At 72.9% G+C, this 24,765-nt stretch carries 20 protein-coding genes and 1 pseudogene; 9 read left to right on the top strand and 12 right to left on the bottom strand.

The annotated features are described in order from the left end of the window. Nucleotides 1–6: 6 nt before the first annotated feature. Nucleotides 7–1,221 carry an acyl-CoA dehydrogenase family protein gene (locus tag GA0115234_RS13975; RefSeq protein ID WP_093541402.1) on the top strand — a complete coding sequence of 405 codons (1,215 nt, stop codon included), beginning with the start codon at nt 7–9 and terminating at the stop codon, nt 1,219–1,221. 140 nt (nt 1,222–1,361) lie between these two features. Here the strand turns inward: GA0115234_RS13975 and GA0115234_RS13980 are convergent. From GA0115234_RS13980 to GA0115234_RS42315, 3 genes and pseudogenes are all read right to left on the bottom strand, one after another. Beyond that, nucleotides 1,362–2,257, bottom strand: a pseudogene (locus GA0115234_RS13980) (GNAT family N-acetyltransferase). Between the two features lie 133 nt (nt 2,258–2,390). Next, on the bottom strand, nt 2,391–7,160 hold the full coding sequence (locus GA0115234_RS44125) for a HEAT repeat domain-containing protein (protein ID WP_093541404.1): 4,770 nt from the start codon (nt 7,158–7,160) through the stop codon (nt 2,391–2,393). A gap of 63 nt (nt 7,161–7,223) precedes the next feature. Next, entirely contained in the window at nt 7,224–7,388 is a 165-nt protein-coding gene (locus GA0115234_RS42315) for a hypothetical protein (protein ID WP_176729155.1), read from the bottom strand. Between the two features lie 74 nt (nt 7,389–7,462). Here GA0115234_RS42315 and GA0115234_RS13990 point away from each other — a divergent pair, with 74 nt between their 5' ends. Beyond that, nucleotides 7,463–8,377: a LysR family transcriptional regulator gene (locus GA0115234_RS13990; protein ID WP_093541406.1), complete on the top strand. Its 915-nt coding sequence runs from the start codon at nt 7,463–7,465 to the stop codon at nt 8,375–8,377. Here the strand turns inward: GA0115234_RS13990 and GA0115234_RS13995 are convergent. The 3 genes from GA0115234_RS13995 to GA0115234_RS14005 are packed head-to-tail and all read right to left on the bottom strand — an operon-like array spanning nt 8,374 to nt 11,416. Continuing rightward, nucleotides 8,374–8,967 carry a TetR/AcrR family transcriptional regulator gene (locus GA0115234_RS13995; RefSeq protein ID WP_093541408.1) on the bottom strand — a complete coding sequence of 198 codons (594 nt, stop codon included), beginning with the start codon at nt 8,965–8,967 and terminating at the stop codon, nt 8,374–8,376. The two genes, GA0115234_RS13990 and GA0115234_RS13995, sit on opposite strands and share 4 nt — an antisense overlap. A gap of 29 nt (nt 8,968–8,996) precedes the next feature. Then, complete coding sequence (locus GA0115234_RS14000; protein ID WP_093541410.1) at nt 8,997–10,655, bottom strand: AMP-binding protein; 1,659 nt, start codon at nt 10,653–10,655, stop codon at nt 8,997–8,999. After that, a complete protein-coding gene (locus tag GA0115234_RS14005; RefSeq protein ID WP_093541412.1) occupies nt 10,652–11,416 on the bottom strand; it encodes an SDR family oxidoreductase in 765 nt (254 codons plus the stop codon). The genes GA0115234_RS14000 and GA0115234_RS14005 overlap by 4 nt, the downstream gene beginning before the upstream one ends. A gap of 217 nt (nt 11,417–11,633) precedes the next feature. On the opposite strand from GA0115234_RS14005, the gene GA0115234_RS14010 reads away from it, so the two are divergent. Beyond that, on the top strand, nt 11,634–12,899 hold the full coding sequence (locus GA0115234_RS14010) for an exo-beta-N-acetylmuramidase NamZ family protein (RefSeq protein WP_093541414.1): 1,266 nt from the start codon (nt 11,634–11,636) through the stop codon (nt 12,897–12,899). 87 nt (nt 12,900–12,986) lie between these two features. On the opposite strand, the gene GA0115234_RS14015 is transcribed toward GA0115234_RS14010, so the two are convergent. After that, nucleotides 12,987–15,815 carry a penicillin acylase family protein gene (locus tag GA0115234_RS14015; RefSeq protein WP_093541416.1) on the bottom strand — a complete coding sequence of 943 codons (2,829 nt, stop codon included), beginning with the start codon at nt 15,813–15,815 and terminating at the stop codon, nt 12,987–12,989. 231 nt (nt 15,816–16,046) lie between these two features. Here GA0115234_RS14015 and GA0115234_RS14020 point away from each other — a divergent pair, with 231 nt between their 5' ends. After that, a complete protein-coding gene (locus tag GA0115234_RS14020) occupies nt 16,047–16,658 on the top strand; it encodes a hypothetical protein (protein ID WP_093541418.1) in 612 nt (203 codons plus the stop codon). A gap of 110 nt (nt 16,659–16,768) precedes the next feature. On the opposite strand, the gene soxR is transcribed toward GA0115234_RS14020, so the two are convergent. Then, nucleotides 16,769–17,242 (bottom strand): redox-sensitive transcriptional activator SoxR, encoded by a 474-nt coding sequence (gene soxR / locus GA0115234_RS14025; RefSeq protein ID WP_093541420.1) that lies wholly within the window; start codon nt 17,240–17,242, stop codon nt 16,769–16,771. A gap of 131 nt (nt 17,243–17,373) precedes the next feature. Between soxR and GA0115234_RS14030 the strand changes: the two genes are divergently transcribed. After that, nucleotides 17,374–17,835: a MaoC family dehydratase gene (locus tag GA0115234_RS14030; protein ID WP_093541422.1), complete on the top strand. Its 462-nt coding sequence runs from the start codon at nt 17,374–17,376 to the stop codon at nt 17,833–17,835. 45 nt (nt 17,836–17,880) lie between these two features. Here GA0115234_RS14030 and GA0115234_RS14035 read toward each other — a convergent pair whose 3' ends face one another. The 3 genes from GA0115234_RS14035 to GA0115234_RS14045 all read right to left on the bottom strand — a co-directional run bounded on the left by GA0115234_RS14035 (nt 17,881) and on the right by GA0115234_RS14045 (nt 20,136). Continuing rightward, nucleotides 17,881–18,510, bottom strand: a complete 630-nt coding sequence (locus GA0115234_RS14035; protein WP_093541633.1) for a TetR/AcrR family transcriptional regulator — start codon at nt 18,508–18,510, stop codon at nt 17,881–17,883. 81 nt (nt 18,511–18,591) lie between these two features. After that, on the bottom strand, nt 18,592–18,882 hold the full coding sequence (locus GA0115234_RS14040) for a YiaA/YiaB family inner membrane protein (RefSeq protein WP_176729156.1): 291 nt from the start codon (nt 18,880–18,882) through the stop codon (nt 18,592–18,594). Nucleotides 18,883–18,984: 102 nt separating this feature from the next. Further along, nucleotides 18,985–20,136 carry an acyl-CoA dehydrogenase family protein gene (locus tag GA0115234_RS14045; RefSeq protein WP_093541426.1) on the bottom strand — a complete coding sequence of 384 codons (1,152 nt, stop codon included), beginning with the start codon at nt 20,134–20,136 and terminating at the stop codon, nt 18,985–18,987. Between the two features lie 75 nt (nt 20,137–20,211). Between GA0115234_RS14045 and GA0115234_RS14050 the strand changes: the two genes are divergently transcribed. From GA0115234_RS14050 to ppk2, 4 genes are read left to right on the top strand one after another with little or no spacing between them, the layout of a single operon-like run. Continuing rightward, on the top strand, nt 20,212–20,886 hold the full coding sequence (locus GA0115234_RS14050) for a TetR/AcrR family transcriptional regulator (protein WP_093541428.1): 675 nt from the start codon (nt 20,212–20,214) through the stop codon (nt 20,884–20,886). Nucleotides 20,887–20,900: 14 nt separating this feature from the next. After that, entirely contained in the window at nt 20,901–21,623 is a 723-nt protein-coding gene (locus GA0115234_RS14055; protein WP_093541430.1) for an ArsR/SmtB family transcription factor, read from the top strand. A 33-nt stretch (nt 21,624–21,656) separates the two neighbouring features. Continuing rightward, the gene (locus GA0115234_RS14060) at nt 21,657–22,634 is read left to right on the top strand and encodes a DMT family transporter (protein ID WP_093541432.1); all 978 of its coding nucleotides are present in this window, start codon (nt 21,657–21,659) and stop codon (nt 22,632–22,634) included. Next, nucleotides 22,600–23,652: a polyphosphate kinase 2 gene (gene ppk2 / locus GA0115234_RS14065; protein WP_237541323.1), complete on the top strand. Its 1,053-nt coding sequence runs from the start codon at nt 22,600–22,602 to the stop codon at nt 23,650–23,652. The genes GA0115234_RS14060 and ppk2 overlap by 35 nt, the downstream gene beginning before the upstream one ends. Here ppk2 and GA0115234_RS14070 read toward each other — a convergent pair. After that, nucleotides 23,649–24,731, bottom strand: a complete 1,083-nt coding sequence (locus GA0115234_RS14070) for a Zn-dependent alcohol dehydrogenase (RefSeq protein WP_093541434.1) — start codon at nt 24,729–24,731, stop codon at nt 23,649–23,651. The two genes, ppk2 and GA0115234_RS14070, sit on opposite strands and share 4 nt — an antisense overlap. Nucleotides 24,732–24,765: the final 34 nt, after the last annotated feature.

Genomic DNA, 24,765 nt, shown 5'->3' on the forward strand with positions numbered 1-24,765 from the left:
ACCCCCATGGACTTCGCATTCGACGCCCGCACCGAGGAGCTGCGCGCCAAGCTGCTCGCCTTCATGGACGAGCACGTCCACCCGGCCGAGAGGATCGCGGACGAGCAGCGCGCGCTGCTGGCCTCCCCGTGGGACACCCCGGGGATCGTCGAGGACCTGAAGGCGGAGGCGCGCAGGCAGGGCCTGTGGAATCTCTTCCTGCCCGATGCGGAGTACGGGGCCGGGCTGACCAACCTCCAGTACGCCCCGCTCGCCGAGATCACCGGCCGTTCCCCGCAGTTGGCCCCGACCGCACTCAACTGCGCGGCCCCGGACACCGGGAACATGGAGGTGCTGCACCAGTTCGGCACCGACGAGCAGAAGAAGCGGTGGCTGGAGCCGCTGCTCGCCGGTACGATCCGCTCGGCCTTCGCGATGACGGAACCCGACGTGGCCTCGTCGGACGCGACGAACATCGAGACGCGGATCGTGCGTGACGGCGGTGACTACGTCATCAACGGCCGCAAGTGGTACATCTCCGGGGCGATGAACCCGGACTGCGAGGTCTTCATCGTGATGGGCAAGACCGACCCCGACGGCACGGACATCCGCCGCCAGCAGTCGATGATCCTGGTCCCCCGCGACACCCCCGGCCTCGAAGTGCGCCGCGCCATGCGGGTGTACGGGTACGAGGACCACTACCACGGCGGTCACGCGGAGGTGGTGCTCACCGATGTGCGGGTGCCGGCCGAGAATCTGATCGGCGAGGAGGGCGGCGGCTTCGCCATCGCCCAGGCACGGCTGGGGCCGGGCCGGATCCACCACTGCATGCGGCTGATCGGCATGGCCGAGCGGGCGATCGAGCTGATGTGCAGGCGGGCGGTGTCCCGTACGGCCTTCGGCAAGCCGCTCGCCCAGCAGGGCGTCGTGCAGAACTGGATCGCGGACGCCCGGGTCACGGTGGAGCAACTGCGGCTGCTGGTGCTGAAGACGGCGTGGCTGATGGACACGGTGGGCAACCGGGGGGCGCACACGGAGATCCAGTCCATCAAGATCGCCACCCCGCGCGCGGTGGTCGGCATCCTCGACCAGGCGGTGCAGCTGCACGGCGCGGGCGGCGTCGGCCAGGACTTCCCGCTGGCCGAACTGTGGGCGGCGGCAAGGACGTTGCGACTGGCGGACGGCCCGGACGAGGTGCACCAGCGGTCGCTGGCGCGGCGGGAGATCAAGCAGTACCTGTAGACGAGCGGTACCGGTGGGCGGGCGGCTCCTGCGAACGTGCGGTACCTGTGGAGGAGCTCGGCGCGGCGGCGCGCCCGGGAAGCATGATCCGTGGCCACCCCATCGGACGGGCCCCCACGCCGACGACCGACGGCCGGCGCCTACGCGCCGTCGTGGAGGGGACGGACGTTGCCTGACACGGCACCGAAGTCGTACACCGCGAAGTCGGCCATCGGGCGGTACCCGATCCGCTGGTAGAGGCCGTTGCTGGTGGGGTTGGCGAGGTCCGCGAACAGCAGGACCTCCGCCGCGCCCGCGGCCGGCGCGGCCCGGCTCACCTCGACTGTCGCGGCGCCCGCGTAGCCGCGCCCGCGCAGGTGGGCCGGGGTGTAGACAGGAGTCACCCGGCTCTGGCCCGCGACCACGGGGGTCCTGCCCGCCATGGAGACGGGGGCGCCGTCCGGGGTTTCCCAGAGCGTGACGTGTCCGTGGGCGATGCGTGTGTCCGCCCATGCGCTGTTGTCCGCGGCGGGGGTTCCTCCGATGTCGGTGACGAACTCGCGATGCCAGAGCATGAGCCGTTCACGGTCCTCCTCACCCACGACTCGCCCCCGGCCCTCGGGGAACGGCTCCGGTGGTGTGAGGGTGCCCAGGCGGTACAGGCGCTCCCGCTCGCGCGGTGTCGGTACCGCGCCCGTGTGCCGCCGCCAGGCCTCGGCGAAGGAGGTGGCGGTGTCATGGTCCGCGTTGACGCCGGGGAGGATGTGGCCGAGGCCGGCCAGCCGGGCGGCGAGGCTGTCGGCCTCTTCGGGGGTGAGGGCGGTCGGGGCCAGACGGCGGGGCGGGGTACGGAAGAAGGCCGCGCGGACCTCGCCCGCCCGCTCCAGCAGGCCGAAGACGGGGGCGCCGACGCCGTACGCGTCCGCCCCACGCGTACGCAGCGCCTCGGTCACCGTCAGCGGGACGGTGTGAGGGCGGGACGCGAGTGCAGGAAGTCTCCGGCGCGAGTGAGAAAGTCGTCGAGGTCTTCGGTGAGGTGCCAGTCATCCGGACTCATGCCTCATGATCCCGCCTGCCGCCGACGCGCGCCCGTGCTTTTCCGCGGGGAGAGACGCGAACAGGTCTGCCGTCATGAGGGCTTTGGACCTGCCGATGACGCCCCACGGTCCGGTGGCCGGGAGTTCCGGGGATCAGCCTTCTCCGGTACACGCCCTGTCCTCACCGGCCCTGATCCGGTCCAGTACGTCCGTGTACCGGGAGCGCCGGTCGGGGCGGGCGTGGGCGGCGGCGTTGCGGAGGGCGGGGACCGCCACCCCGGCCAGGGTGACGAGCCCCTCGGCGGCCGCCTCGCGCACGACGGCGTGCGGGTGCCCGAGCAGCCCGGTCACGGCGGGGATCGCGGGCTGCCAGCCCGCCCGGCAGAGCGTGTGGACCGCCATGCGCACCACGTCCGGCCGGGGGTCGTCCAGCAGGAGTTCGGTATGGCTCAGATGGGTCCGGCGGTCGAGCATCGTGCGTGAGGTGCGGTGGGCGCTCAGGCGGACCTTGGCCCGGGGGTGGGCGAGCAACTCGCGCAGCAGGCCGCGGAGTTGTGGATCGCGATCCGGTTCCGGGCCGGTGTGTGCGCCGGCCAGTTCCGTGAGTGCCCGGCAGATCTGCTCCGGTGTGCCGGTCCTGGCCGGCTCCAGCAGGTCCCGCCGGGTCGGGCGGTGCCCGGTCCCGGCGGGTACGGCCGCCCCGCGCTCGCGGAGCGCTGCCAGCGCCCGCTCGTCCTGCCGTACGGCGTCCGGGCCGCGCAGCGGGCCCTCGACGAGCAGGAGCCGGTCCGCGAGTCCGTCGTGCCCTTCCGCCCGCAGGCGTCGGCAGCTCCGCGTCAGCGCGGGGGTACGCAGGAGCGGGCGGCCGACGAGCAGGTCAAGGAAGCCCCAGGCTCCGGCGTCGAGGCGGTCGCCCAGGGCCCCGGCCAGCGCGTCGGCGGGGTACGCGCGCAGCGCGTCACGGATCGCCGGGCCCACGGCCGGAGAGGCGTGTTCCCACCACTCCAGCAGCAAAGGGACCAGCCGTCGCAGCGCCCCCGGGTCGAGCCGACCGGCCACCAGCGCGACCCTGTCACGCAGGATGCCGTCGCCTCGCAGCTCCGCCTCGTCGAACGCGCCCAGTGCGCGGGCCAGATCGGCGTCGACGCGCAGGTCGACCCGGCCGCGCAGGTACGCGCGCAGCACCGCCTGCCGGGTCTCCGGTTCGGGCCAGCGCGCCAGCACCGGGGCGGCGGTCCGCCTGCGGTCCTCGGCGGCCGACCCCAGCATGGTCAGCAGCCGCTCCCGCAGGGCCGCCGAACGGGGCTGGTCGAGATCGTCGTCGCGTACCTGCCGTGGTGGCGCCGTCGTCGCGTGGGCGGTCTCGGCGACGGTCCAGGGCGGCGCGTCGAGGGGCTGGAGCAGCGTCATCCGGTCGAGCAGCGCGGGCCGGACCCGGGGGTCGGCGCCGCGGTGGGCCTCGATCAGCGCGGCCAGCCGGTCCCGCGAGGGCATCGATATCCATCCGTCGTCCCGTGCGCGGAACTCCTCCCAGGTGCCCGGTGCGCGGACCGTGTCGTCCAGCGCGGCCCGCCAGGCCCGGGTCCCGGCGGAAACGGGGGCGGCGGCGTTCTCCGGCACGGCGAAGGCCTCCCGGAGCACGGCGGTCTCGGCCCGCCAGGGGTCGGCGCCGAGCCGGGCGCCCGCGAGGGCCCGGTCGAGGTCGGCGCGGACCAGGACCGCGCCGAGGCGGCGGAGCAGCGTCAGCGTGGACCGGCTCGGCGTGGCCGGTGCGGGGCGCAGCGCCCGTACGGCCGCGACGGCGGCCGGTCGCGCGGTGGCCGTCAGCAACGGTGCGACGGCTTCGAGTACGGCGATCAGATCGTGCCGGTCGTTGTCCCGGGCGTCGCCGAGCGCGTCCAGCAGGAGCGGGGCGGACCGGGCGAATGCCGTGAGCTCCGCGTCGTCCCGGGGCCCGGGGCAGATCCGTAGCGCGAACCGCACCACCTTGCGACGGAATGCCGTGTCGCGGGGCACCTTGTCGCGGAGTGCCTTGTCGCGGAGTGCCTTGTCGCGGGTCGCCGGACCGGTGTCGGCGAGGCGGAGCCAGTCGGCCAGCATCGGGCGCAGCTGTTCCGCCCGGCCGGGGCCGAGCGGCTCGTCCCGTTCGACGACCCGCAGCGCGACCTCGGGGTTCCACCCCCGGGCCACCAGAGCCTCGATGTCGCGGTCCGCCTCGCCCGCCGTCGACGACGGCTCTCCGGCGGCCCGTGCGGTGATCCCGTGCCTGGCCAGGGGAACCGCCAGATCGGCCACGTCGCCGGAGGCCGGTTTGACCAGGCCGGAAGCCACCAGCGAGAGCAGGGTGGCCGCCACCGGTGACGCCTGTTCGTCCAGCGCCAGGACCGAGCGTGCGGCGAGGACCCCGTGGAGGCCCAGGAGCAGCCGTATGCGGGTGTCCTCGTCCCGGCTGTGCTCGGCGGCGGCGACGAGGGTGGCCGCGTAGGCGTCGCCGAGGACGGCGCGCAGGGCCGTGCCGATCTTCTCGCGGAGAGCCGGGTTGCCGTCCTGTCCGAGCCGGAGGAGGAGCGCGGGGAGCGCGGCCGGGGTGCCCGCGCGGGCCAGCGCATCGGCGGCCGTCTTCTTGATGTTCATGTTCGGATGGCCGAGGCATGCGGCGATCGCGGCACTCGCCCAGTGGGCGCGGGCATGGCCCAGTGCCAGCAGTGCCTGCCGGACGGTCTGGACGTCCTGCGCCCGGGTCAGCGTGATCAGCGTCGCCGACAGCGCCTGGGCGTCCTCGCCCGTGGCATCGCGGGCGAGCAGGGCGATGGCGTGCTTGCGTACGTGCCGGTTCCGGTGGCGCAGCAGCCGGTGCACCCGCGCACGGGTGCCCGCCCAGGGGGCCCTGAGCAGCAGTTCGAGCAGGATCACCTGCTCGTCGTCGGACAGCCCCGGGCGGTCCAGCAGATCCAGTGCCAGGGTCGCGACCAGCGCGTGCCCGGCCTCCCCGGCGTCCCCGGTGCCGAGCAGGCAGACCGGCCGTATCGCGCCCCGCGCGTGGAGCCGGCGGCCCAGGGCGGCCACGGCGTCCAGGACCTCCTGCGGCACCACGGGTTCGCCGGTCGGCTGTCCGTGCTCCCCCGTCCGGGGGGCCGCGCCCGGCTCCCTCGGCGCGGCCTGCCCGGCCACGACGCGCAGCAGCAGATCGGCGATGGCCGGGAGGGTGCCGGCGTTGCCGTGGGCCGCCAGCCGGCACAGCGCCGCCACCGGCTCGTCCGGGTCCAGATGGGAACGGAGCAGGGCCAGTTCCCGCTCGTCCGGGCCGCCGAGGTCGGCCGCGATGCGCGGCGGCAGGTCGACGGGGTCGAGCCGTACGAGAAGGGCGCGGCGCTGCTCCGGATCGCGGTTCAGCTGCCAGAGCAGTTCGAGGGCGCGGTGCCGTACGGCGCGCAGATGGGGCGCCGTCCCCTCCGTGGTGGCGCCCGGTCCGGTGGTGAGGCCCAGCCCTTCGCGCAGGGCCCGTACCGTCCGTTCGCCGCCGATCGCCTCCAGGGTGTCCAGGGCCTCGGCCGGTGCCGAGGGCAGCAGGGCGATCACGGCCTCTTCGGCGTCCTCGTGGCGCAGTTCGCGGATCGCTTCGAGGAACGGCCCGGGTGCGGGGGCGGAAGGAAGCAGCCGTGCGATCGCGTCCCCGATCGGGAGGTCGCCGGGCCCCTGTCCGGCCAGGGCGACCAGCAGGGCGAGCCGTCGTGGCCAGCCGGGATCGTCGGCCGGTGCGTCGGCGAGTACCCGGAGCGTCTCCCTGCGGGAGGTGAAGAGGATCGTCGCCACGTCGCGGGGCGGAATCGAGTGGTCGGACAGGGCCAGGCCGATGACGGCGGGGACGTCCGGGCCGTCCGGGAAATGCCCGCGCCGGTGGAGACCGCGCAGGCAGGCCACGGCCGGGCCGCCGAGCAGCAGGGGGTCGCGCGCGGCGGCGGCCGTCAGCGCGCCGATGTCGTCGCGGTCCGCCAGATCACCGAGGAGTTCCAGCCCGCGCCTGCGAAGCCCCGGCGGGAGGCCGGGGTCCTCGACGGCCCCGCGCAGCAGGTCCCGGTGGCCGTGGCGCGCGGCGGCCGCGAGGGCGGCGTCGGCCACCTCGGGCCACTCCCGCACCGGGACGGCGGGAACGGAGGGCACATCACAAGCGGCGGGACCGGACGGAGCAGAGACGGCAGGACCGCCCGAGAGGAACCGTACGAGGAGGCCGGGCGGCAGCGGGTCCGTCGCCGCCCACGGCTCGGCGAGTTCGCCCAGCGCACCGGCTACGACCCGGGCGCTGTCGGCTCCCAGCAGCCCGATCAGGTCCTCCCGGACCAGCGCCGGGGCCAGCAGTCCGCTGTGCAGCCCCTGCCGGGCCAGCCGTACCGCCTCGGCCTGGAGCACCGGATCGCCGCTGGCCACCAACTCGTCCACGAGCCGCGCCGGCCGGTGCGTTCCGGTGATGTCCGCCCCCCGCACCGCCTGGTAGAGGAGCTCGCCCGGTTCCTCCTCGCGGAGCATGGCGGGATCGTGGAGCAGATCGGCCCGCAGCCAGGCGATCCGTACGGCCGTCGGCAGCTGCCGGGCCGTGCGCCACGGCGGCCGGGGGCGGCCCCTCAGACGGTGGCCGAGTCGCTCGTAGAGCCCGGCCAGGAGGAGATCCGGCTCCGGGAGTCCCGTCAGCGATGCGGGCAGCAGCCCGGCGAGTTCGGCCACCTCCCGGTCGTCGGACGGGGGGCACCGGGTGACGCGCTCGGTGAGCAGGACCAGGCCCAGATGGCACAGCCCGGGGTCCTCCTGCCGGATCAGCCGCCCCAGGTCCTGCGGTGAGCAGTCCCGTGCGTCCGGGAGCCCGTCGGGCCGGGCCGTCGTGGCCCTCCCCGTGACCTCGTGGAACTCTTCTTCGGCCGCCGTCCGCATCGTCGGATGCTAACCGGGTGTGCTCCGGCGCCACCAACGGTTTCGGCCCCGCCCGTCCGTCGCTCAGTAGCCGCCGGATCCCACGTGATCGGCCAGTGCCAGGTCACGGGCGAAGGCCCGCACCCGCAGCAGGCACCGGGCGGCGAAGCGTACGGCCGGTGCGTGGTGCGGGCCGTAGGCCGCCGTCCAGAGTGCGGGAACACGCGCGGACGGCTGGATGTGAGTCATACATCCAGCTTCGACCCGCATCCGTGATCGGTCCAACAGATGGTTCAGCTGGCTGCGATCGATAGCGTGGATGGATGGAACTACGCCAGCTCCGCCACTTCATGGCAGTGGTCACGCACGGCGGTTTCACCGCCGCCGCCCGTGCCGAGTTGATCGTGCAGTCAGCGCTGAGCACCTCCGTGCGCAACCTCGAACGCGAGCTGGGCGCCGAGCTGTTCGACCGGACCGGACGGCGGGTGGCCCTCACCGAGGCGGGCCGGGCGCTGCTGCCGTCGGCCCGGTCGGTGCTCGCCGGGACGGAGGCGGCGCGGCACGCGGTGGCGGCCGTGACGGGGCTGGTCACCGGCCGGGTCAGGGTCGGCACGATCCAGACGCTGACCTGCGTGGACCTGGCGGCCGAGCTGGCCTCGTACCACCGGTTGTGGCCGGGGGTGCAGATCTCGCTGCGCGAGGCGACGACGCCGGAGCTGGTATCGGGGCTGCGGGCCGGTGAGCTGGACCTCGCCTATCTCGCACCGGACGCCGCCGAACTCCCCGACGGCATCGTGGGGTTCGCGACCTGGCACGAGGACCTGGTGCTGATCACCGCGCCGGGCCATCGGCTGGCGAGTGCCGGGAGCGCCCTGCTCAAGGATCTCGCCGACGAGCCGTTCGTGGACTTCCGCGCGGGCACCGGCCTGGAGACCGCGGTGCGGAGGCTGGCCGCGCACTGCGGTCTGGAGCGCCGGATCACCTGCGACGTCACCCAGATCCGGCTGCTCGTCGATCTCGTACGGGCCGGGATCGGCGTGGCGATCGTGCCGCGCCGGATCGGTCAGGACGCGGGGCTGCCGTGCGTGAGCATCCGCCAGCCGGAACCCGGCCGCACCGTGGTCCTCGCCGGCCGGGCGCCCCGGCCCCGCAACCCGGCGGCGGAGGCCCTCCTCGACCGGCTGACCGGAGGTACGGCGGATCCGGCGGGAACCTCAGGAAGGGCAGGCACGGCCTAGGGGCGCAGCGCGCGCAGCAGCAGGTCGGCCAGGTGGTCGGCGACCTCCTGCTGGCTGAGCGGGCCGTCGGGCCGGTACCAGGTGGACAGGTGGTGGACCGAACCGAAGTGGTAGTCGACGATCAGGTCGGCCGGGGTGGCCGTGGAGAACACCCCGCTGCGCTGGCCCTCCTCCACCAGGGCCCGGAAGCGCTCGTGGTAGCGGCGCCGCTCCACCCGGACCTGCTTGTTCTTCTCCGGGCTCAGGTGGTGCATGGAGCGGAAGAAGATCGAGGCGTCGTCGAGGTTCTCGATCGTCGTGACGACCACGTCCGCCGCGGCGTCGCGCAGCCGCTGTTCGACGGGGGCGTCGGCGTCGGCGAAGGCGTCGAGGCGTTCCTGCTGGAGGCGGAGGACCCGGGCGTAGACCTCTTGGAGGAGGTCCTCCTTGGAGCCGAAGTAGTGGTAGAGCGCGCCCTTGGTGACGCCTGCGGCCTCGACGATCTCCTGGACCGAGGTGCGGTCGTAGCCCTGCTCGGCGAAGAGCCGGGTGGCGGCGGCCAGCAGCCGCTGAGGGACGGGAGCCGTGTCCCCGTCCGTCGCCTTGGCCATTGCCGCCACCTTCCTTCCGCGTGAGTCCGTCATCGGGGGGAACGCAGTTCCCGCCTGAGGATCTTCCCACTCGCCGTCTTCGGCAGTTCGGCCAGGATCTCGACCTCGCGCGGGTACTTGTACGCGGCGAGCCGCTCCTCGCAGTACGCGCTCAGCTCTCCGGGCTCGGCGGAGGCGCCGGGCCGGAGGCTGACGTAGGCACGGACGGTCTCGCCGCGGTAGGCGTCGGGGACACCGACGACGGCCGCCTCCCGGACCGCCGGGTGGGTGTAGAGGACGTCCTCCACCTCGCGCGGCCAGACCTTGAAGCCGGAGGCGCTGATCATGTCCTTCTTGCGGTCGACGACATAGAGCCAGCCCGCGCCGTCCATGAAGCCGATGTCACCGGTGCGCAGCTCGCCGTCCGGGAAGGCGGCGGCGGTGGCCTCGGGGAGCCGCCAGTAGCCGGAGACGACCTGCGGGCCGCGGACCGCGATCTCGCCCTGCTCCCCGAAGGGCACCTCCGCGCCGTTCTCGTCCAGGATCCTGACCACCGTGTCGGGGCCGGGGACGCCGACGGAGAGGGTCCCGGAGACCGGGTCGACGGGGGCTTCGCGCTCCGGCGGTACGGAGGCGCAGGGGGCGGTGCACTCGGTGAGGCCGTAGCCGTTGCGGATGTACGGGCCGAAGCCCGCGCGGAACTTCTCGACCAGTGCGGGCGGCAGCGGTGCCCCGCCCGAGGAGATCACCCGGAAGGAGGCGAAGTGATCGGGGGTGGCGTCGGGGTGGGCGGCCAGCGCCATGAAGGCGGTGGACGGGCCCACGGTGTAGGCGGGGCGGTGTGCGGCGAAGGCTTCCAGGACGACGGCCGGGTGGAAGCGGTAGGCGAGGACGAGGGTGCCCGCGTTGGTGAGGCAGGCGGCCAGCTGGCACACCATGCCGGTGATGTGGAAGAGCGGGGCGAGCGCGAAGTAGGAGGAGCCCTCGGCGACGGGGTGCCCGGTCCGCTGGCGCTCGGCGTTGACCATGATGTTGGCGTGGGAGTTCATGGCGCCCTTGGGAGTGCCGCTGGTCCCGGAGGTGTAGCTGATCAACGCCACGTCGGCGGAGGCGGGTTCGCGCCCCTCGGGGGCCTTGATGCCCCGCCGGGCGACGGCGACCAGATCCTCGGCGTCCTCGGGCACGGGCAGCCGGTCGAAGCCCAGCACCCGCTCGTCGTTCCGCGTCTGGAGGTCGAGCTCGCTGGTGGTCAGGGCGATCCGTACCGTCGGGGCACCGGCCGCGGTGTCCCGCAGATACGCCTCCCAGGCCCGGTCCGCGCAGATCAGCGCGGTGACCTCGGCGTCCTTCAGTACATGGCCGACCTCACCGGACTTGTACATCGGGTTGAGCGGGACGACCGTGGCGCCGGCCTTCCAGGCGCCGAGCAGCGCGAGGACGAACTGCGGGGTGTTCTGCAGCATGATCGCGACCCGGTCGCCGCGCTCCAGGCCCGCGGCGGCGAGATGGCCGGCCACCGAGTCGGAGAGCGCGTCGGTCTCGCGGTAGCTCAGGCGTCCGTCGAAGTAGGCGAGCGCGGGGTGTCCGGGGCTGCGGGCGGCGGACTCCCGGAAGGCGTGGACGAGCGTGGCGGCGGGGCTGACGGGGGCCCGCTGGGCGTCGCTGAGCAGGGAGACCCATGGCCTGGCCGCGTAGATCGACTCGGTCATGCGCCGGTCTCCTCCCACTTCCGCTGGAGGTGGTTCATGCTGCCGAGCCAGTGGTCGGTGTCCTGGGCTCGGGCCCGGTAGTAGCCGCCGACCTCGGGGTGCGGCAGGACCAGGAAGCGGTCCTCGGCCATGGCGTCGAAGAGCGCGTCGGCGACCGCCTCGGGCTCGATGGCGCTGGGGGCGAGGACCAGCTCCCCGGCCGATCCGGCGGCGGTGAGCATGTCCGTACGCACGCCCTGCGGGCAGATCGCGTGAACCTTGATGCCGCGGTGGCGGTAGGTGAGCGAGAGCCATTCGGCGAAGGCGACGACGCCGTGCTTGGTGACGCTGTACGGCGCGGCGCCGATCATCGTCAGCAGTCCGGCGGCGGAGGCGGTCGAGACGAAGCGGCCGCTGCCGCGCTCCAGCCAGTCGGGCAGCAGCGCCCTGGCAGCGCGGACATGGGCCATCACATTGACGTCCCAGGCCGCGGCCCAGACCTCCTCGTCCGCGAAGGCGTCGCCGGGCGAGGCGAGGCCCGCGTTGGCGCAGTAGACATCGACGGTGCCGTCGAGCGCGTCCCGGGCGGCGTCCACGATCAGCGAGGCGTCCCCGGCGACGGCGGTGCCGCCGATCTCCTCGGCGAGCGGCTTGATCCGCGCCTCGTCGAGGTCGTTGACCACGACCCGCGCGCCCTCCGCGGCGAACCGGCGGGCCAGCGCGGCTCCGATGCCGCCTCCGGCCCCTGTGACCACCACGCCCGCGCCCTGCACCGCACTCATCGGGTCCCGCCTCTCTCGGAGCCTGTCGGGTGATCTCCGAGAGGCTCTCGGCCGACTGCACTGGCAGACTAACCAGTCGGTATGCCGGAGCGGAAGAGGCGGACACCGCCCGGGAAGCGCTCCTGTCACACCCGTCCCGTCCGGCTCGTTCCGTAGGGCCTGAACGCGCGCTAGCGTGCGTGACCATGACATGCGTCGCGATCATGGAGGTACCCGAATGAGCCTGTCCAGACGTGGTTTGCTGACCGCCGGCGGTGCGGTGGGGGCCCTCGCGGCGACGGCCGCCGGGGCCGGGTCCGCGACCGCCGCCCCCGCCCGGGGCAAGGGGCCCGGCCGGGTCCGCACCGGCTTCGACCGGCTGGCGGCGGACGGCTACGCGCTGCTGAAGGGCGAGAGGGTCGGGATCGTCACCAACCCCACCGGGATCACCTCCGACGTGCGTCACATCGTCGATGTGATGCACCCGGACGAGCGGGTTGACCTGATCGCCGTCTTCGGCCCGGAGCACGGCTTCCGCGGCACCGCGCAGGCGGGCGGCTCGGAGGGGCGCTACGACGACCCGGCGACCGGACTCCCCGTCTACGACACGTACCTGAAGAGCGGGCAGGCGCTCGCCGATGTCTTCACCGCGTCCGGTGTGGACACGGTCGTCTTCGACATCCAGGACGCGGGCGCCCGCTTCTACACGTACATCTGGACGCTCTACGACTGCATGGAGGCGGCGGCCCTCGCGGGCAAGCGGTTCGTCGTCCTGGACCGCCCGAACCCGGTGACCGGGCGGGCGGCGCTCGGCCCGGTGCTCGACCCTGCGTTCTCCACGTTCGTGGGCCGCCGGGAGATCTCGCAGGCGCACGGCATGACGGTCACCGAGCTGGCGCTCCTGTTCAACGCCCGCTTCCTGGCCGAGCGGCCGGTGGACCTGCGCATCGTGAAGATGTCCGGGTGGAAGCGCTCGGACTTCTTCGACGCGACCGGGCTGCCGTGGGTGCCGCCGAGCCCCAACATGCCGACGCCCGACACGGCCCTGGTCTACTCGGGGACCTGCCTGTTCGAGGGCACCAACCTCTCCGAGGGGCGCGGCACCACCCGGCCGTTCGAGCTGCTGGGCGCGGAGGGCATCGACCACCGCTGGGCGGCGGCCGTCAACGCACTCGGGCTGCCCGGGGTCGCCTTCCGCGAGGCGTATTTCGCGCCGACGTTCTCCAAGTTCCAGGGGAAGACGGTCGGCGGTGTGCAACTGCACGTCCACGACCGCGAGGTCTTCGATCCGGTACGCACCGGCATCGCGCTGCTGGTGACGGCGAAGCGGACCTGGAGCGGGTTCGAGTGGCGCTCGGACAACTGGATCGACAAGCTCACCGGCAACACCCGGGTCCGCACCATGATCGACGCGGGGGCGGACACGGACGAGGTGGTGGGGGCCTGGTCGAAGGAGCTCGCCGCCTTCCGGGCGGTGCGCAAACGGTATCTCCAGTACCGGTGAGACACCGGTGAGAGGTGCCGGGCGGACCCGGGGGATCCGGGTCCGCCCGGCAGACGGCTCATGCGCGCCCTCAGGGGACGGGAGCCCCTACCGGTGGGCGGGGAACTCCACCACCTGCTGGTACGTCGGACGGTTCTGCCAGTGGATGGCCTTCTGGGCGATCCCGCCCAGCGGCCGGTGGATGATCGAGTCGGTGCACCACTGCTCGCCCGCCTTGCAGTTGTCGTCCCCGGGGTAGACCGCCGTCGCCGGCTCGGCCACGGCCTGCTTCAGGGACGCGAGCAGTGCGTCACGGCAGCCGCTCGCATCGCCGCCGCCGCAGTACGTCCTGGCCAGCGGCCCCTTGACCGGCCGGCCCAGGACCTGGCGCAGGTCCTTGTCCACGAAACCCCACCAGCCGTACTGGAACGCGGATCCGCTGTGCGCCCCGCTCGGCCCGTGACTGGCCGCCGGGGACTCGTCGGTGGCGAGGCCCGCGGTCAGCGCTCCGTACAGATCGTCACCGAGCCCCGGCCGGAACTCGGCCTCGACCAGCTTCGGCCACCACGCGTCCATGATCCGCACCGCGTCGGCATGGGTGTACGCGTGCGAACCGGGGCTGCTCTCCCTGCGCTGCGAGCCCGCCGCCCGCCAGGACTCCAACTGCTGGACTGCGGCGTTCAGTTCGGGGTCGGTCACCGGCCGGGAGCGGATCACCTTCAGCAGTTCGGGAAGCAGCTGCTCGCCGCGCAGATCGGTGACCGCGGCCTCGGCCATGGCCCGGGTGAGGGACGCCCGGGTCACGCCGCCCTGCTCGACCAGCTTCGACACCCGCTGGTCCAGCAGATCGCCCCGGTGCACGGCGCTGAGACCGAAGCCCGCGGCGGCGTACCCCTTGGCCTGCTTGTTGTTCCAGGAGATGTAGTAGTCCTGCCCGCTGGAGTGCGGGTGCTCGGCGAACGGGGTGTACGCGGCGGTGTTGGCGGCCGGGTCGTACCCCTGCCACTCGTAGGCCCGCTCGGCCCGCACCGGCAGTGCCGGGTCGACGTCCGCCGCGCGCACCGGGTTCATGCCGCTGTTGTAGAAGGCGGCGGTGCGGGAGTCGGCGTAGAACCAGTTGAAGGCGTAGTCGATATGGCTCGCCGCCTGCTGGAAGGAGGCGGCGTCCGTGACGTACGAAGGATCGTTGAGCATCTGGAAGCCGATGATGGAGTCGGCCTCGTGGCGGTAGGTGGAGCGCAGCGAGGTGTACGCGACGGGCTTGCCGCCCACGGTGGCACGGTGGGTGACGATGCCGTAGTTGGTGCGCCGGACCTGCATCCGGTAGGAGCCCTTCGCCGTGGAGTCGGCGACGGTCGGCGTCCAGGAGTTGGTGCGCTCCAGTGTCTCCATGGCGGTGCAGGTGCCGCGGTAGAGGTAGTGCGTGGAGTCCTTGGTGGGCGTGGAGCCGTCGGGCTCGCACAGGTCGACGGCGTAGGTGTCGGTGATGTCCTGGGCTGCCGAGGTGGCGCTCCAGGCGTAGTCCTGGCCGCGGCCCATCTGGATGTACATCCCGACACCGGCGAAGGAGACACCGCGGGCGCTGATGCCCGGCCCCTGGAGTTCCTGGAGCATCATCAGCTGCGGGGCGAAGTAGCCGGTCTGCGGCCCGAACACGGCGATGGGGTTGCCGCTCGCGGTGTGCTCGCCGGAGACCAGCAGGGCGTTGGACATGCCGCGCCTCTGGGCGCCGGAGCCGGAGCCGGGCAGCGATCCCTCGGGGATGACGCCGTCGTCGTAAATGCCCTGGGCCTTCTTGAGCGCGGCCGGGGCCTTGACGGGGGTCTTCCGGTCGGTGCCCGCGGAGCCGGTGCGGTCGTGGATGAGGGGTTCGGCCGTGACGGAGCCGCTGTCGGGCAGCGCGGTGCCGCGGGCCTTGTCGGGCTTGCCCGCGTACGGGAACGAGGTGCCGTCGTGGACCGTCAGCACGGCCTCGGGGTCCTCGCGCTGGCGGAACGACTCCCAGACCTTGGTGCCCTCGGCGACGCCGTACTTCTGCTGGGCGGCCAGCAGCGAGAGCGCCGCCGTCACCTCGCCGCCACCGCCGCCGCCGAACTGGCCGCCGACGACCGAGGCGATGGAGATCAGGTCGGTCAGCTTGAACGGCTGTATCTCGCCGACGTTGGTGATGGCGTCGATCTTGCCGGTGAGGACGTACTCGCCCGGGAAGTAGCGGCCGTTCTTGGACTTGTCGCGGTAGGCGTTGATGCCGTCGACATACGCCTGCGCGTCCGCCATGGCCTGCTCGCCGCGGGCGCCCTCATGGGTCCTGATGTACTCGACCTGGGCTTCGAGATCCGCCTCGGTGTACGGGGCCTGCGGCCAGAACTGCTGCTCCAGGCCCTGGTTGGCCAGCGCGCCCCCGGCGAACGAGGTCAGTTCGCCGCGTCCGATGTGCCGGAAGAGGTCCATCAGCCAGAGCCGGTCCTGGCCGGCGGCGAAGCCCGCGCCGAACTCGGTGCCGTAGCGGGTGGTGCCCTTGATGTGCGGGACGCCGGACGCCTTGTCACGGGTGATGGTGACGTCGTCGCGCGGCGAGGTGACGGACTCCACCTGGTCCTTGGGCACACCGAACGAGGCGTCGTTGAAGAATTCGGTCAGCTTCTGGTCGGTGAGACCCGTGTGTCCGGCCACCAGGCCGTTGTAACGGTCGAGTTGGTCGTCGCTGTGGGCGGGGTGCGTACCGAACGCCTTGTTGCCGAGGATCTCGACGAGGGTGGCGTTGCCGTTCTCGCCGGGCGGCAGGATGTCGTCGCACTGGCCCTGGCAGTAGTCGGTGACGGGCGCGGGTTCCGCCGCCGCGGCGCCGGCCTGCGGCGAGGCCGCCAGCAGGGTGGCGCCGAGCGCGATGACCGCCGCGGCGGTGGCGGCTCTGAACGTGACGGTGCGTGGGGGCATGCGTGCTCCTCCGAGAGGCCGATGCGCCGGAGGTTACTGGCGGTATGACTCGCCGGTAAGGTGAGCAACCGTCACCTTTTCCGAATCGTCACATGCGGCCGTCCGCGCCGGTGCGTCGCGGCCCCGGGGCCTGTCGAATTCCGGACAACGTCACGCTTGGAGGGATCCGGAACGGGCAGCCGTACGTCCATTCCCTGACGCCGAAGTACGAGCGACGGAGGTGACGGAGCGGTGGCGGGATTCCGGAGTCTTGCGAGACAGGTGCGCGATCCGCGGAGCGACCTGGCACTGCGGCGGTATTCGCTGCGCAAGTGCCTGGAGAGGTTCGCCCCTTATGGACATCGGGCGACCTGGGACCATCTGTGCGTCCGGCACGGTATCGGGCCGGAGGACCGGTCCCCCGATCCGGCGCGGCTGATGCGCGCGCTGGACGAGCTGGAGGCGGCGCGGGCGGTCTGGCTCGGTTACGAGGCGGGGTTCGCCGAACGCCGCCGACGGGAGAAGTACGACGGGCTGCGGCGGCCCGGCACGTTCGACGACTGGCACCGGCGCACCTGGGGCGGCCACGGGGTCGCGCGGTGCGAGGACCCGGCGGTGCATCCGTCGGAGCCGCTCGCCGAGGTCCTGCGCCGGCTGATCACGGCGCTGGAGGCGGAGCCCGGCACGGTCTGCCCGGTGTGCGCGGGAGCCGAGATCCGCTGGCGGCAGGATCTGGAGTGCGCGCCGTGGTCGGGGCCGGTCTGCACGGGGTGCGGGATCGTGGTGCCCCAGCCGGTGCTCACCCCGGGGGCGCTGGCGAAGGCCCGGGGCACACGGCGGCGGGATCTCGCGTCGGTGGCCTGAGCGGTGGCGGCCCCGGGCGTACGCGGGGCCTCCCGCCGTGCGTCCGTACCGACGCCGCCTCCTCGACCCCCTGCCCGAGCAGCACAGGGGCCGTCACGGCCGCGCTTCGGCTAGCCGCACCCGGCCGACGGGCGCTCCGGCATCAGACGCGAGCCGCTGATCCGCTGACCGGAGACATCGTTCGGGTTGGAGAGCACGCAGTTCTCCAGCGACAGGCAGCCGCAGCCGATGCAGTCGGTGAGATGGTCCCGCAGCCGCCCCAACTGCTCGATGCGCTCGTCCAGTTCGGAGCGCCAGGCGGCGGAGAGCCGCGCCCAGTCCTCGCGGTTCGGGGTGCGCTCCTCGGGCAGCTCGGCGAGCGCGTCCCGGATGGTGGCGAGCGGGATGCCGACCCGCTGGGCCGCGCGGACGAACGCGACCCTGCGCAGCGCGTCCCTGCTGTAGCGGCGCTGGTTGCCGCTGGTGCGGCGACTGCTGATCAGGCCCTTGGCCTCGTAGAAGTGCAGGGCCGAAACCGCGGCGCCGCTGCGCGCGGAGAGCTGTCCGACCGTGAGTTCATGGAGCGTCTGTGGGATCTGGGGCACCCCTCCAACCCTACGTGGCCGACCCCGGCCGGTCCGTCGTTGACAGGAACGCACCCGCCAACCATGCTGAGCAAGCGCTTAGACAGTGCGCTGGGGAACGAACCGGAGCGGGAAGGGCAGGGACCAGGGACATGGCAGAGCCGAGGATCTTCACGTCCGCGCAGGAGCTGCGCGACGGAGTGGGCGAGCAGCTGGGACACAGCGACTGGCTGGAGATCGAACAGAAGCGGATCGACCTCTTCGCCGACGCCACCGGTGACCACCAGTGGATCCATGTGGATCCGGAGCGGGCTGCCACGGGGCCGTTCGGCACGACCATCGCGCACGGCTATCTCACGCTCTCGCTGCTGCCGACGCTCGTACCGCAGATCATGCGGGTCGAGGGCATGAAGATGGGCATCAACTACGGGACGAACAAGGTCCGTTTCCCGTCCACCGTGCCCGTGGGCTCGCGGCTGCGCGCCTCGGCCGTCCTGAGGAGCGTCGAGGAGGCCGGGGGCGGGGTGCAGGTCACCGCCGTCGTCACGGTCGAGCGCGAGGGCGGCGACAAGCCGGTGTGCGTGGCCGAGTCGGTGTCGCGCTACTACTTCTGAGCCGCGCCCCGCCTCCGGGGCCGCCGCCGCTCCCCGGGGCCGCTGCTACTTCTGGCGTTCCGCCGCGACCATGCGCAGCACGAGGTCGGCGTAGAGCTCGCCGACCTCGTCCGGCGTCCGGCTGCCCTGCGCGTTGAACCAGCGCGCCACGTCGATGCAGAGCGAGAGCACCGCGAGCGTGGTCCCCGGGATGTCGGGGACGTCGAACTCCCCCGCCCGCACGCCCTCGCTGATGATCCGGCGCACCACCGCGTCGCTCCTGCGGCGCAGCTCGACGATCTCGGTGCGGTGCTCCTCCCCGAGGGCGTCGAGCTCGTACTGGACCACGCGGGCGGTGGTGTGCCGCTCGGCGTGCCAGCGGACGAAGGACCGTACGGCTTCGGCCAGCCGCTCGGCCGCCGTGCCCCCGCCGTCGGCGGCGGCCTCCAGAACGAACAGGGCGCGGTCGTGGCCGATCCTGCTGATCCGGTGGAGCAGCTCTTCCTTCGTCTTGTAGTGGATGTAGAGCGCGGCGGGACTCATCCCCGCCCGGCCCGCGATGTCGCGGGTGGTGGTGGCGTGGTACCCGCGCTCGGCGAAGGCGTCGACGGCGGCGACGAGCAGCCGCCTGGCCGCCTCGGGCGTCACCTCGGCCCACGGCGCGCTGTCGCCGTCGGTCTCCTCCGCCGTGCTCATCGTCACTCGCCCCTCTCGTCACCAGGACGAACACCATACCCCGAACCTGAGCAAGCGCTTAGGGTCCGTCCGGTGCGATCGTCAGAGCTTCTGGAAGGGGTCGTGCTCGGCGAGGATCTTCTCCAGCCTGGCCTGGTCGACCCGGCTGACGAGCTGCCCCGCCTCCTGGCGGTCCCGGATGACCTTGGCCAGGGTGAAGCAGGAGGTGACGAGGTAGAGGACGCCGATCGCGAGGAATCCGCGGACCCAGGCGTCGGCGTCCAGGAAGTAGATGCCGAGAGCCACCGCGGCGATCGCCACCCCGAAGGAGGCGACGGCCTGGCCGTAGAAGGCCGCGGTGCTCTGCTGCTTGACCGATGCTGTCTCACTCATGGGGCCCAGCATCGGCCGACGTGGCGTGCGCCACATCCGTTCGGGTACTCAGCCGGTACTCAGACGTCCGTTCGAGCGACGGTGCGGGGTCGGAGGGCGGGGTCAGAAGGCGGAGACGCCCGTCAACGCGCGGCCGATGATCAGCTTCTGGATCTGGCTGGTGCCCTCGTAGAGCGTCATCACCCGGGCGTCGCGCAGCAGCTTGCCGACCGGGTACTCGTCGATGTAGCCGTAGCCGCCGAAGACCTGGAGCGCGTTGTTGGCGGCGCGGACGGCGGCCTCGGAGGCGAAGAGCTTGGCCTTGGAGGCGGCGGTGGCGAACTCCTCGCGGCGGTCGACGAGATCCGCCACCCGCCAGGTCAGCAGCCGGGCGGCGTCGACGTCCACGGCGATGTCGCTGATGAGCTCCTGGACGAGCTGATGGCCCGCGATGGGCCTGCCGAACTGCTCGCGCTCGCCCGCGTAGCCCACGGCGGCGTCGAGGGCGGCCTGTGCGATGCCGACGCAGCCGGCCGCGACCGACATCCGCCCCTTGGCCAGGGCGGACATGGCGATGGAGAAGCCCTTGCCCTCCGGGCCCATGAGCGCCGACGCGGGCACCCGGACATCCTCCAGGACCACTTCGGCGGTGGCCTGGCCGCGCAGGCCGAGCTTGCCGTGGATGGTGCGGCGGCCGAGGCCGGGGGCGTCGGTGGGGACCAGAAAGGCGGATATGCCCTTGTGGCCCGGGGTGTCATTGGTGCGGGCGAAGAGCAGCACCACGTCCGCCCAGGTGCCGTTGGTGATGAACATCTTGCTGCCGTTGATGACGTAGTCCCCGCCGTCGCGGACCGCCTTCGTCGCGAGGTTCCCGGCGTCCGAGCCGGTGCCGGGCTCGGTGAGGCCGAAGCAGCCGATCGCCTCGCCCGCGGTGAGGCCGGGCAGCCAGTGCCGCTTCTGCGCCTCGTCGCCCCAGGCGGCGATGGTCTTGGCGACGAGGCCGAGGGAGACGGAGACGATGCCGCGGACCGAGGAGTCGCCGCGGCCCAGCTCCTCGGTGACCAGGCAGTACGTGAGGTGGTCACCGCCCGAACCGCCGTACTCCTCGGGGACGGTCAGCCCGAGGAAGCCGACGGAGCCCAGCTTCTTCACGATCGACCTGTCGACGTTCTCGGCCCGGTCCCACGCCACGACGTGCGGGGCGACCTCCCGGGCGACGAAGTCCTCGGCGAGCCGACGGACGTCTTCCTGCTCCTCGCTGAGCTCCAGGTTCATCCTTCGACCCTCCGCTTCCGGACGCTCTCAATTAGCACTGCTAGTTTTATGGGCGCAGGCCCTACTATGTGCCGCATGGCCCGACCGCGCAAGCCCCTCCTCAGCAGAGACCGCATCGTCGAGGCGGCGGGCGCACTCGTGGACTCCGAGGGGCTCGACGCCGTGTCCACCCGGCGGCTCGCGGCCGAACTCGGGGTCAGCGGGCCCTCGCTCTACAACCACTTCCGCAACAAGGACGAGATCCTCGACGCGGTCGCGGACACCGTCTCCGCACAGGTCGATCTGTCGATGTTCGACGCGTCGGACACCCGCGACTGGCGGGCGGCCCTGCACGACTGGGCCGTCTCCTACCGTGCGGCGCTCACCGAGCACCCGCACATCGTCCCGGTGCTCGCCCAGGGGCCGGGCCGCCGGCCGGCCGGTCTCCGGGTCGCCGACGCGGTGTTCGGCGCGATGGTCAGGGCGGGCTGGCCACCCGCCCAGGCGACGTACATCGGGGCCCTGATGCGCTACTTCATCACCGGCTCGGCCCTCGGCTCCTTCGCCCGCGGCTTCGTCGACGACGAGACGGCGTACGACCCCGCCGACTACCCGCATCTCGGCCAGGCCCACCTGCTGGCCGAGCACCGCCAGAAGGTCGACGAGGGCGCCTTCGAGACCGGGCTGCGGGCCCTGGTCGACGGCCTCTCGGTCCAGTACGCACTGCTGGCCCCGGCCGGCACGGTTCGGCAGCCACCGAAGCGTTCCTGACGCATCCTGGAACCATGGCACGCAAGGCACACTCCGACCCGGCCGCGCCCCGGCTCGCCGCCCTGGCCGCGCTCCTCGCCGACGAGACCCGCGCGGCCTTCTGCCTGGCCCTGCTCGACGGCCGCGCCTGGACCGCCGGCGAGCTGGCCCGGCACGCCTCCGTGGCACCGTCGACCGCCAGCGAACACCTCGGGAAGCTCGTCGCGGGCGGGCTGCTGGCCGAGGAGCGGCAGGGCCGCCACCGCTATCTGCGGCTGGCCGACGAACGGACCGCGCATCTCGTCGAGGACCTCGCGGCCCAGGTCGTCCCCGGCTCCGTACCCGAGCGGCCACGCACCCTGGGCGCGGTGAGCGCGGGCAGCGCACTGGCCCGCGGGCGCACCTGCTACGACCATCTCGCGGGGCGGATCGGCATCGCGATCGCCGACGCCATGACCGTACGCGGACTGCTGGAGCAGGACACCGGCTTCGCACTCACCGGCGAGGGCCTGCGCTGGTTCGGCGGGCTGGGCATCGGCCTGGAGACGGCTTCGCGGCGCCCCCTCGTACGGAGCTGTCTGGACTGGACGGAGCGCAGGCCGCACCTGGCCGGGGTCGCGGGCGCCGCGCTCTGCCGCCACGCGCTGGACACCGGGTGGTGCGTACGGATCGGGTCCGGGCGGGCGGTGAAGGCCACCCCGGACGGGGAGCGGGCGCTGTACGAGCACCTCGGCATCGAGGCGGCGACTCTTCGGTAGGGGCCGAACGGTCACGGCCGTACGGTCGTGGCCATGACGACATCCCCGCTCTCCTCCCCCGCCCCGCCGCGCGACTGGCGGGCCACCGCCGCGGCCACCACCACCGTGCTGCTGTGGGCCTCCGCCTTCGTCTCGATCCGCAGCGCCGGTGACGCCTACTCGCCCGGCGCGCTCGCCCTCGGCCGGCTGCTCGCGGGCTCCCTGGCGCTGGGCACGCTGCTGCTGGTGCGGCGCGAGGGGCTGCCGCCGCGGGCCGCCTGGCCGGGGATCGTCTGGTCCGGGCTGCTCTGGTTCGGCCTGTACATGGTGGTCCTCAACTGGGGCGAGCAGCAGGTGGACGCGGGCACGGCCGCGATGGTGGTGAACATCGGCCCCCTGCTGATCGCGCTGCTCGGCGCCCGCATGCTGGGCGAGGGGCTGCCGCGCAGACTGCTGGCGGGCATGGCCGTCTCGTTCGCGGGCGCCGCGGTGGTGGGGCTCTCGATGTCGGGGCAGGGTGGCGCGTCGGTGCTCGGCGTGCTGCTGTGTCTGCTGGCCGCCGTGGCGTACGCGACCGGGGTGGTGCGCCAGAAGCCCGCCCTCCGGCACGGCTCCGCGCTCCAGATCACCACCTTCGGCTGTCTGGTCGGCACCGTCGCCTGTCTGCCGTTCTCCGGTGCGCTGGTCTCCGAGGCCGCCGACGCGCCGCTGTCCGCCACCCTGAACATGGTCTATCTCGGCCTCTTCCCGACCGCGCTGGCCTTCACGACCTGGGCCTACGCGCTCGCCAGGACCACGGCCGGACGGATGGGCGCCACCACGTACGCGGTACCGGCGCTGGTGGTGCTGATGTCCTGGCTGCTGCTGGACGAGGTGCCCGCGCCGCTCGCCGTCGTCGGCGGGCTGCTCTGCCTGGCCGGGGTGGCGGTCTCCCGGATGCGTCCGCAGACTGGCCTGACGCGGAAGAATCCGGCACGGCCGGTGGAGGGACGCCGACATGACGCGGAGCACCGGGAAAGCGGCCGCCGCTGAGCGGACGGGGAAGCGGAAGCGGAAGAAGGACTCGGCCGGGGCCCGGGAAGCCATGCTGGACACGCTCACCGAGGCGGCCCGCTACGGGGGCCCCGGCCTCGACGGCTTCCGGGTGGCGGAGAGCGGTGACGACGATCCGGTCCTGGTGACGCCGGAGGGCCGAGCCCGGGACGCCTGGCGCGAGGACTACCCGTACGACCACAAGCTCGGCCGGAAGGCGTACGAGAAGTCCAAGCGTGCCCTGCAGATCGAACTGCTCAAGCTCCAGCACTGGGTGAAGGAGCGCGACGAGCGCCTCGTCATCCTCTTCGAGGGGCGGGACGCGGCCGGCAAGGGCGGCACGATCAACCGCTTCACCGAGCACCTCAACCCCCGCGGCGCACGGGTCGTGGCGCTGGAGAAGCCCACCGAACGCGAACGCACCCAGTGGTACTTCCAGCGGTACACGGCCCATCTGCCGAGCGCCGGGGAGATCGTGCTCTTCGACCGGTCCTGGTACAACCGGGCTGGTGTGGAGCGGGTGATGGGGTTCTGCACGACCCGGGAGTACCTCGAATTCATGCACCAGGCACCGGGCTTCGAGCGGATGCTCGCCCGGGACGGCATCCACCTGGTGAAGTTCTGGTTCTCCGTCTCCCGCAACGAGCAGCGCAACCGGTTCATGATCCGGCAGATCGATCCGGTACGGCGGTGGAAGCTGAGCCCGGTCGATCTCGCCTCGCTGGACAAGTGGGACGCGTACACGGAGGCCAAGGAGCTGATGCTGTTCCACACGGACACCGCGGACGCGCCCTGGACCGTGGTGAAGAGCAACGACAAGAAGCGGGCCAGGCTGGAGGCGATGCGGCACGTGCTGCACCGCTTCGACTATCCGGGCAAGGACACGTCGGTGGCCCATGAGCCGGACCCCCTGATCGTGGGTCCGGCCTCCCGGCTCTTCGAGCAGGGCGAGATGGACACCCGGCTGCTCACCCCGCACGGGGCCCTCGCCCCGGGGTCCTCGCCGGATGCGGGCTAGAACACCACCAGGGCTCGTCCGCCCCTGCCGGCGATCACGTTGTCGAACGCGGCCGGGATGCCGTCCAGGGTGATGCGCTCGGTCACCAGGGCGCCCAGGTCGAGCCGCCCCTCGCGGACATGGGCGGCCAGCACGGGCAGGTCCCGCGCGGGGTCGGAGTTCCCGTAGACGCAGCCGGAGAGGGTGCGTCCCCAGTGGAAGAGCTCCAGGGCGTTGAAGGTGACCTGCTGGTCCTTGCCGCCGATGCCGACGACCGTGGTCCGGCCGCCGCGGCGGGTCGACTCCCAGGCGGTACGGATGGTGGTGGCGCGGCCCACGCACTCGATGGCGACGTCCACCCCCTGCTTGTCCGTGAGGGCCCTGATCTCGCGGGCGGTGTTCTCCGAGGCCACCACGTAGTCGGTGGCGCCCGCCCGGCGGGCCAGCTCCTCCTTGCGTGGGGAGACGTCGACCGCGACGATGCGCGAGGCACCGGCGATCCGGGCGGCCTGGAGCGCGGCCAGCCCCACTCCCCCGGCACCGAACACGGCCACGCTCTCGCCCTCGCGCACCCGCGCCGCGTGGTGCACGGCGCCGTATCCGGTGAGGACCGCGCAGCCCAGGAGGGCCGCGTCGGTGAGCGGGACACCGGCCGGGGCGGGCAGGACGCAGCCCGCGGGGACCACCGTCTCCTCGGCGAACGCGGCGACGTTGAGACCGGGGTGCAGTTCGCTGCCATCGTCCGCGCGCCGGGCGTGCACCTCGCCCGCGCCGTTCAGCGCGTTGACGCAGAGCCAGACCTCGCCCCGCACGCAGGCATGACAACTGCCGCAGGAGGGTGCCCAGTTGAGCACGACGCCATCGCCCGGCGCCACATGGGTGACGCCCTCGCCGACCGCGACGACGGTGCCCGCGCCCTCGTGGCCGAGGACGGCGGGGACGGGCACCCGCATGGTGCCGTCGGAGAGCGAGAGGTCGGAGTGGCAGACCCCGGCGGCGGCGAGGGCGACCCTCACCCGGCCGGGGCCGGGCTCCGGGAGTTCGATGCCGGTGATCTCCAGGGGAGCTCCGACGGCGGGCAGTACGGCGGCGCGGACCACGAACAGGCTCCTTGACGGTCGGCAAAGGGGAGTT

The sequence above is a fragment of the Streptomyces sp. DvalAA-43 genome (assembly GCF_900091725.1).
Taxonomy (GTDB): Bacteria; Actinomycetota; Actinomycetes; order Streptomycetales; family Streptomycetaceae; genus Streptomyces; species Streptomyces pulveraceus.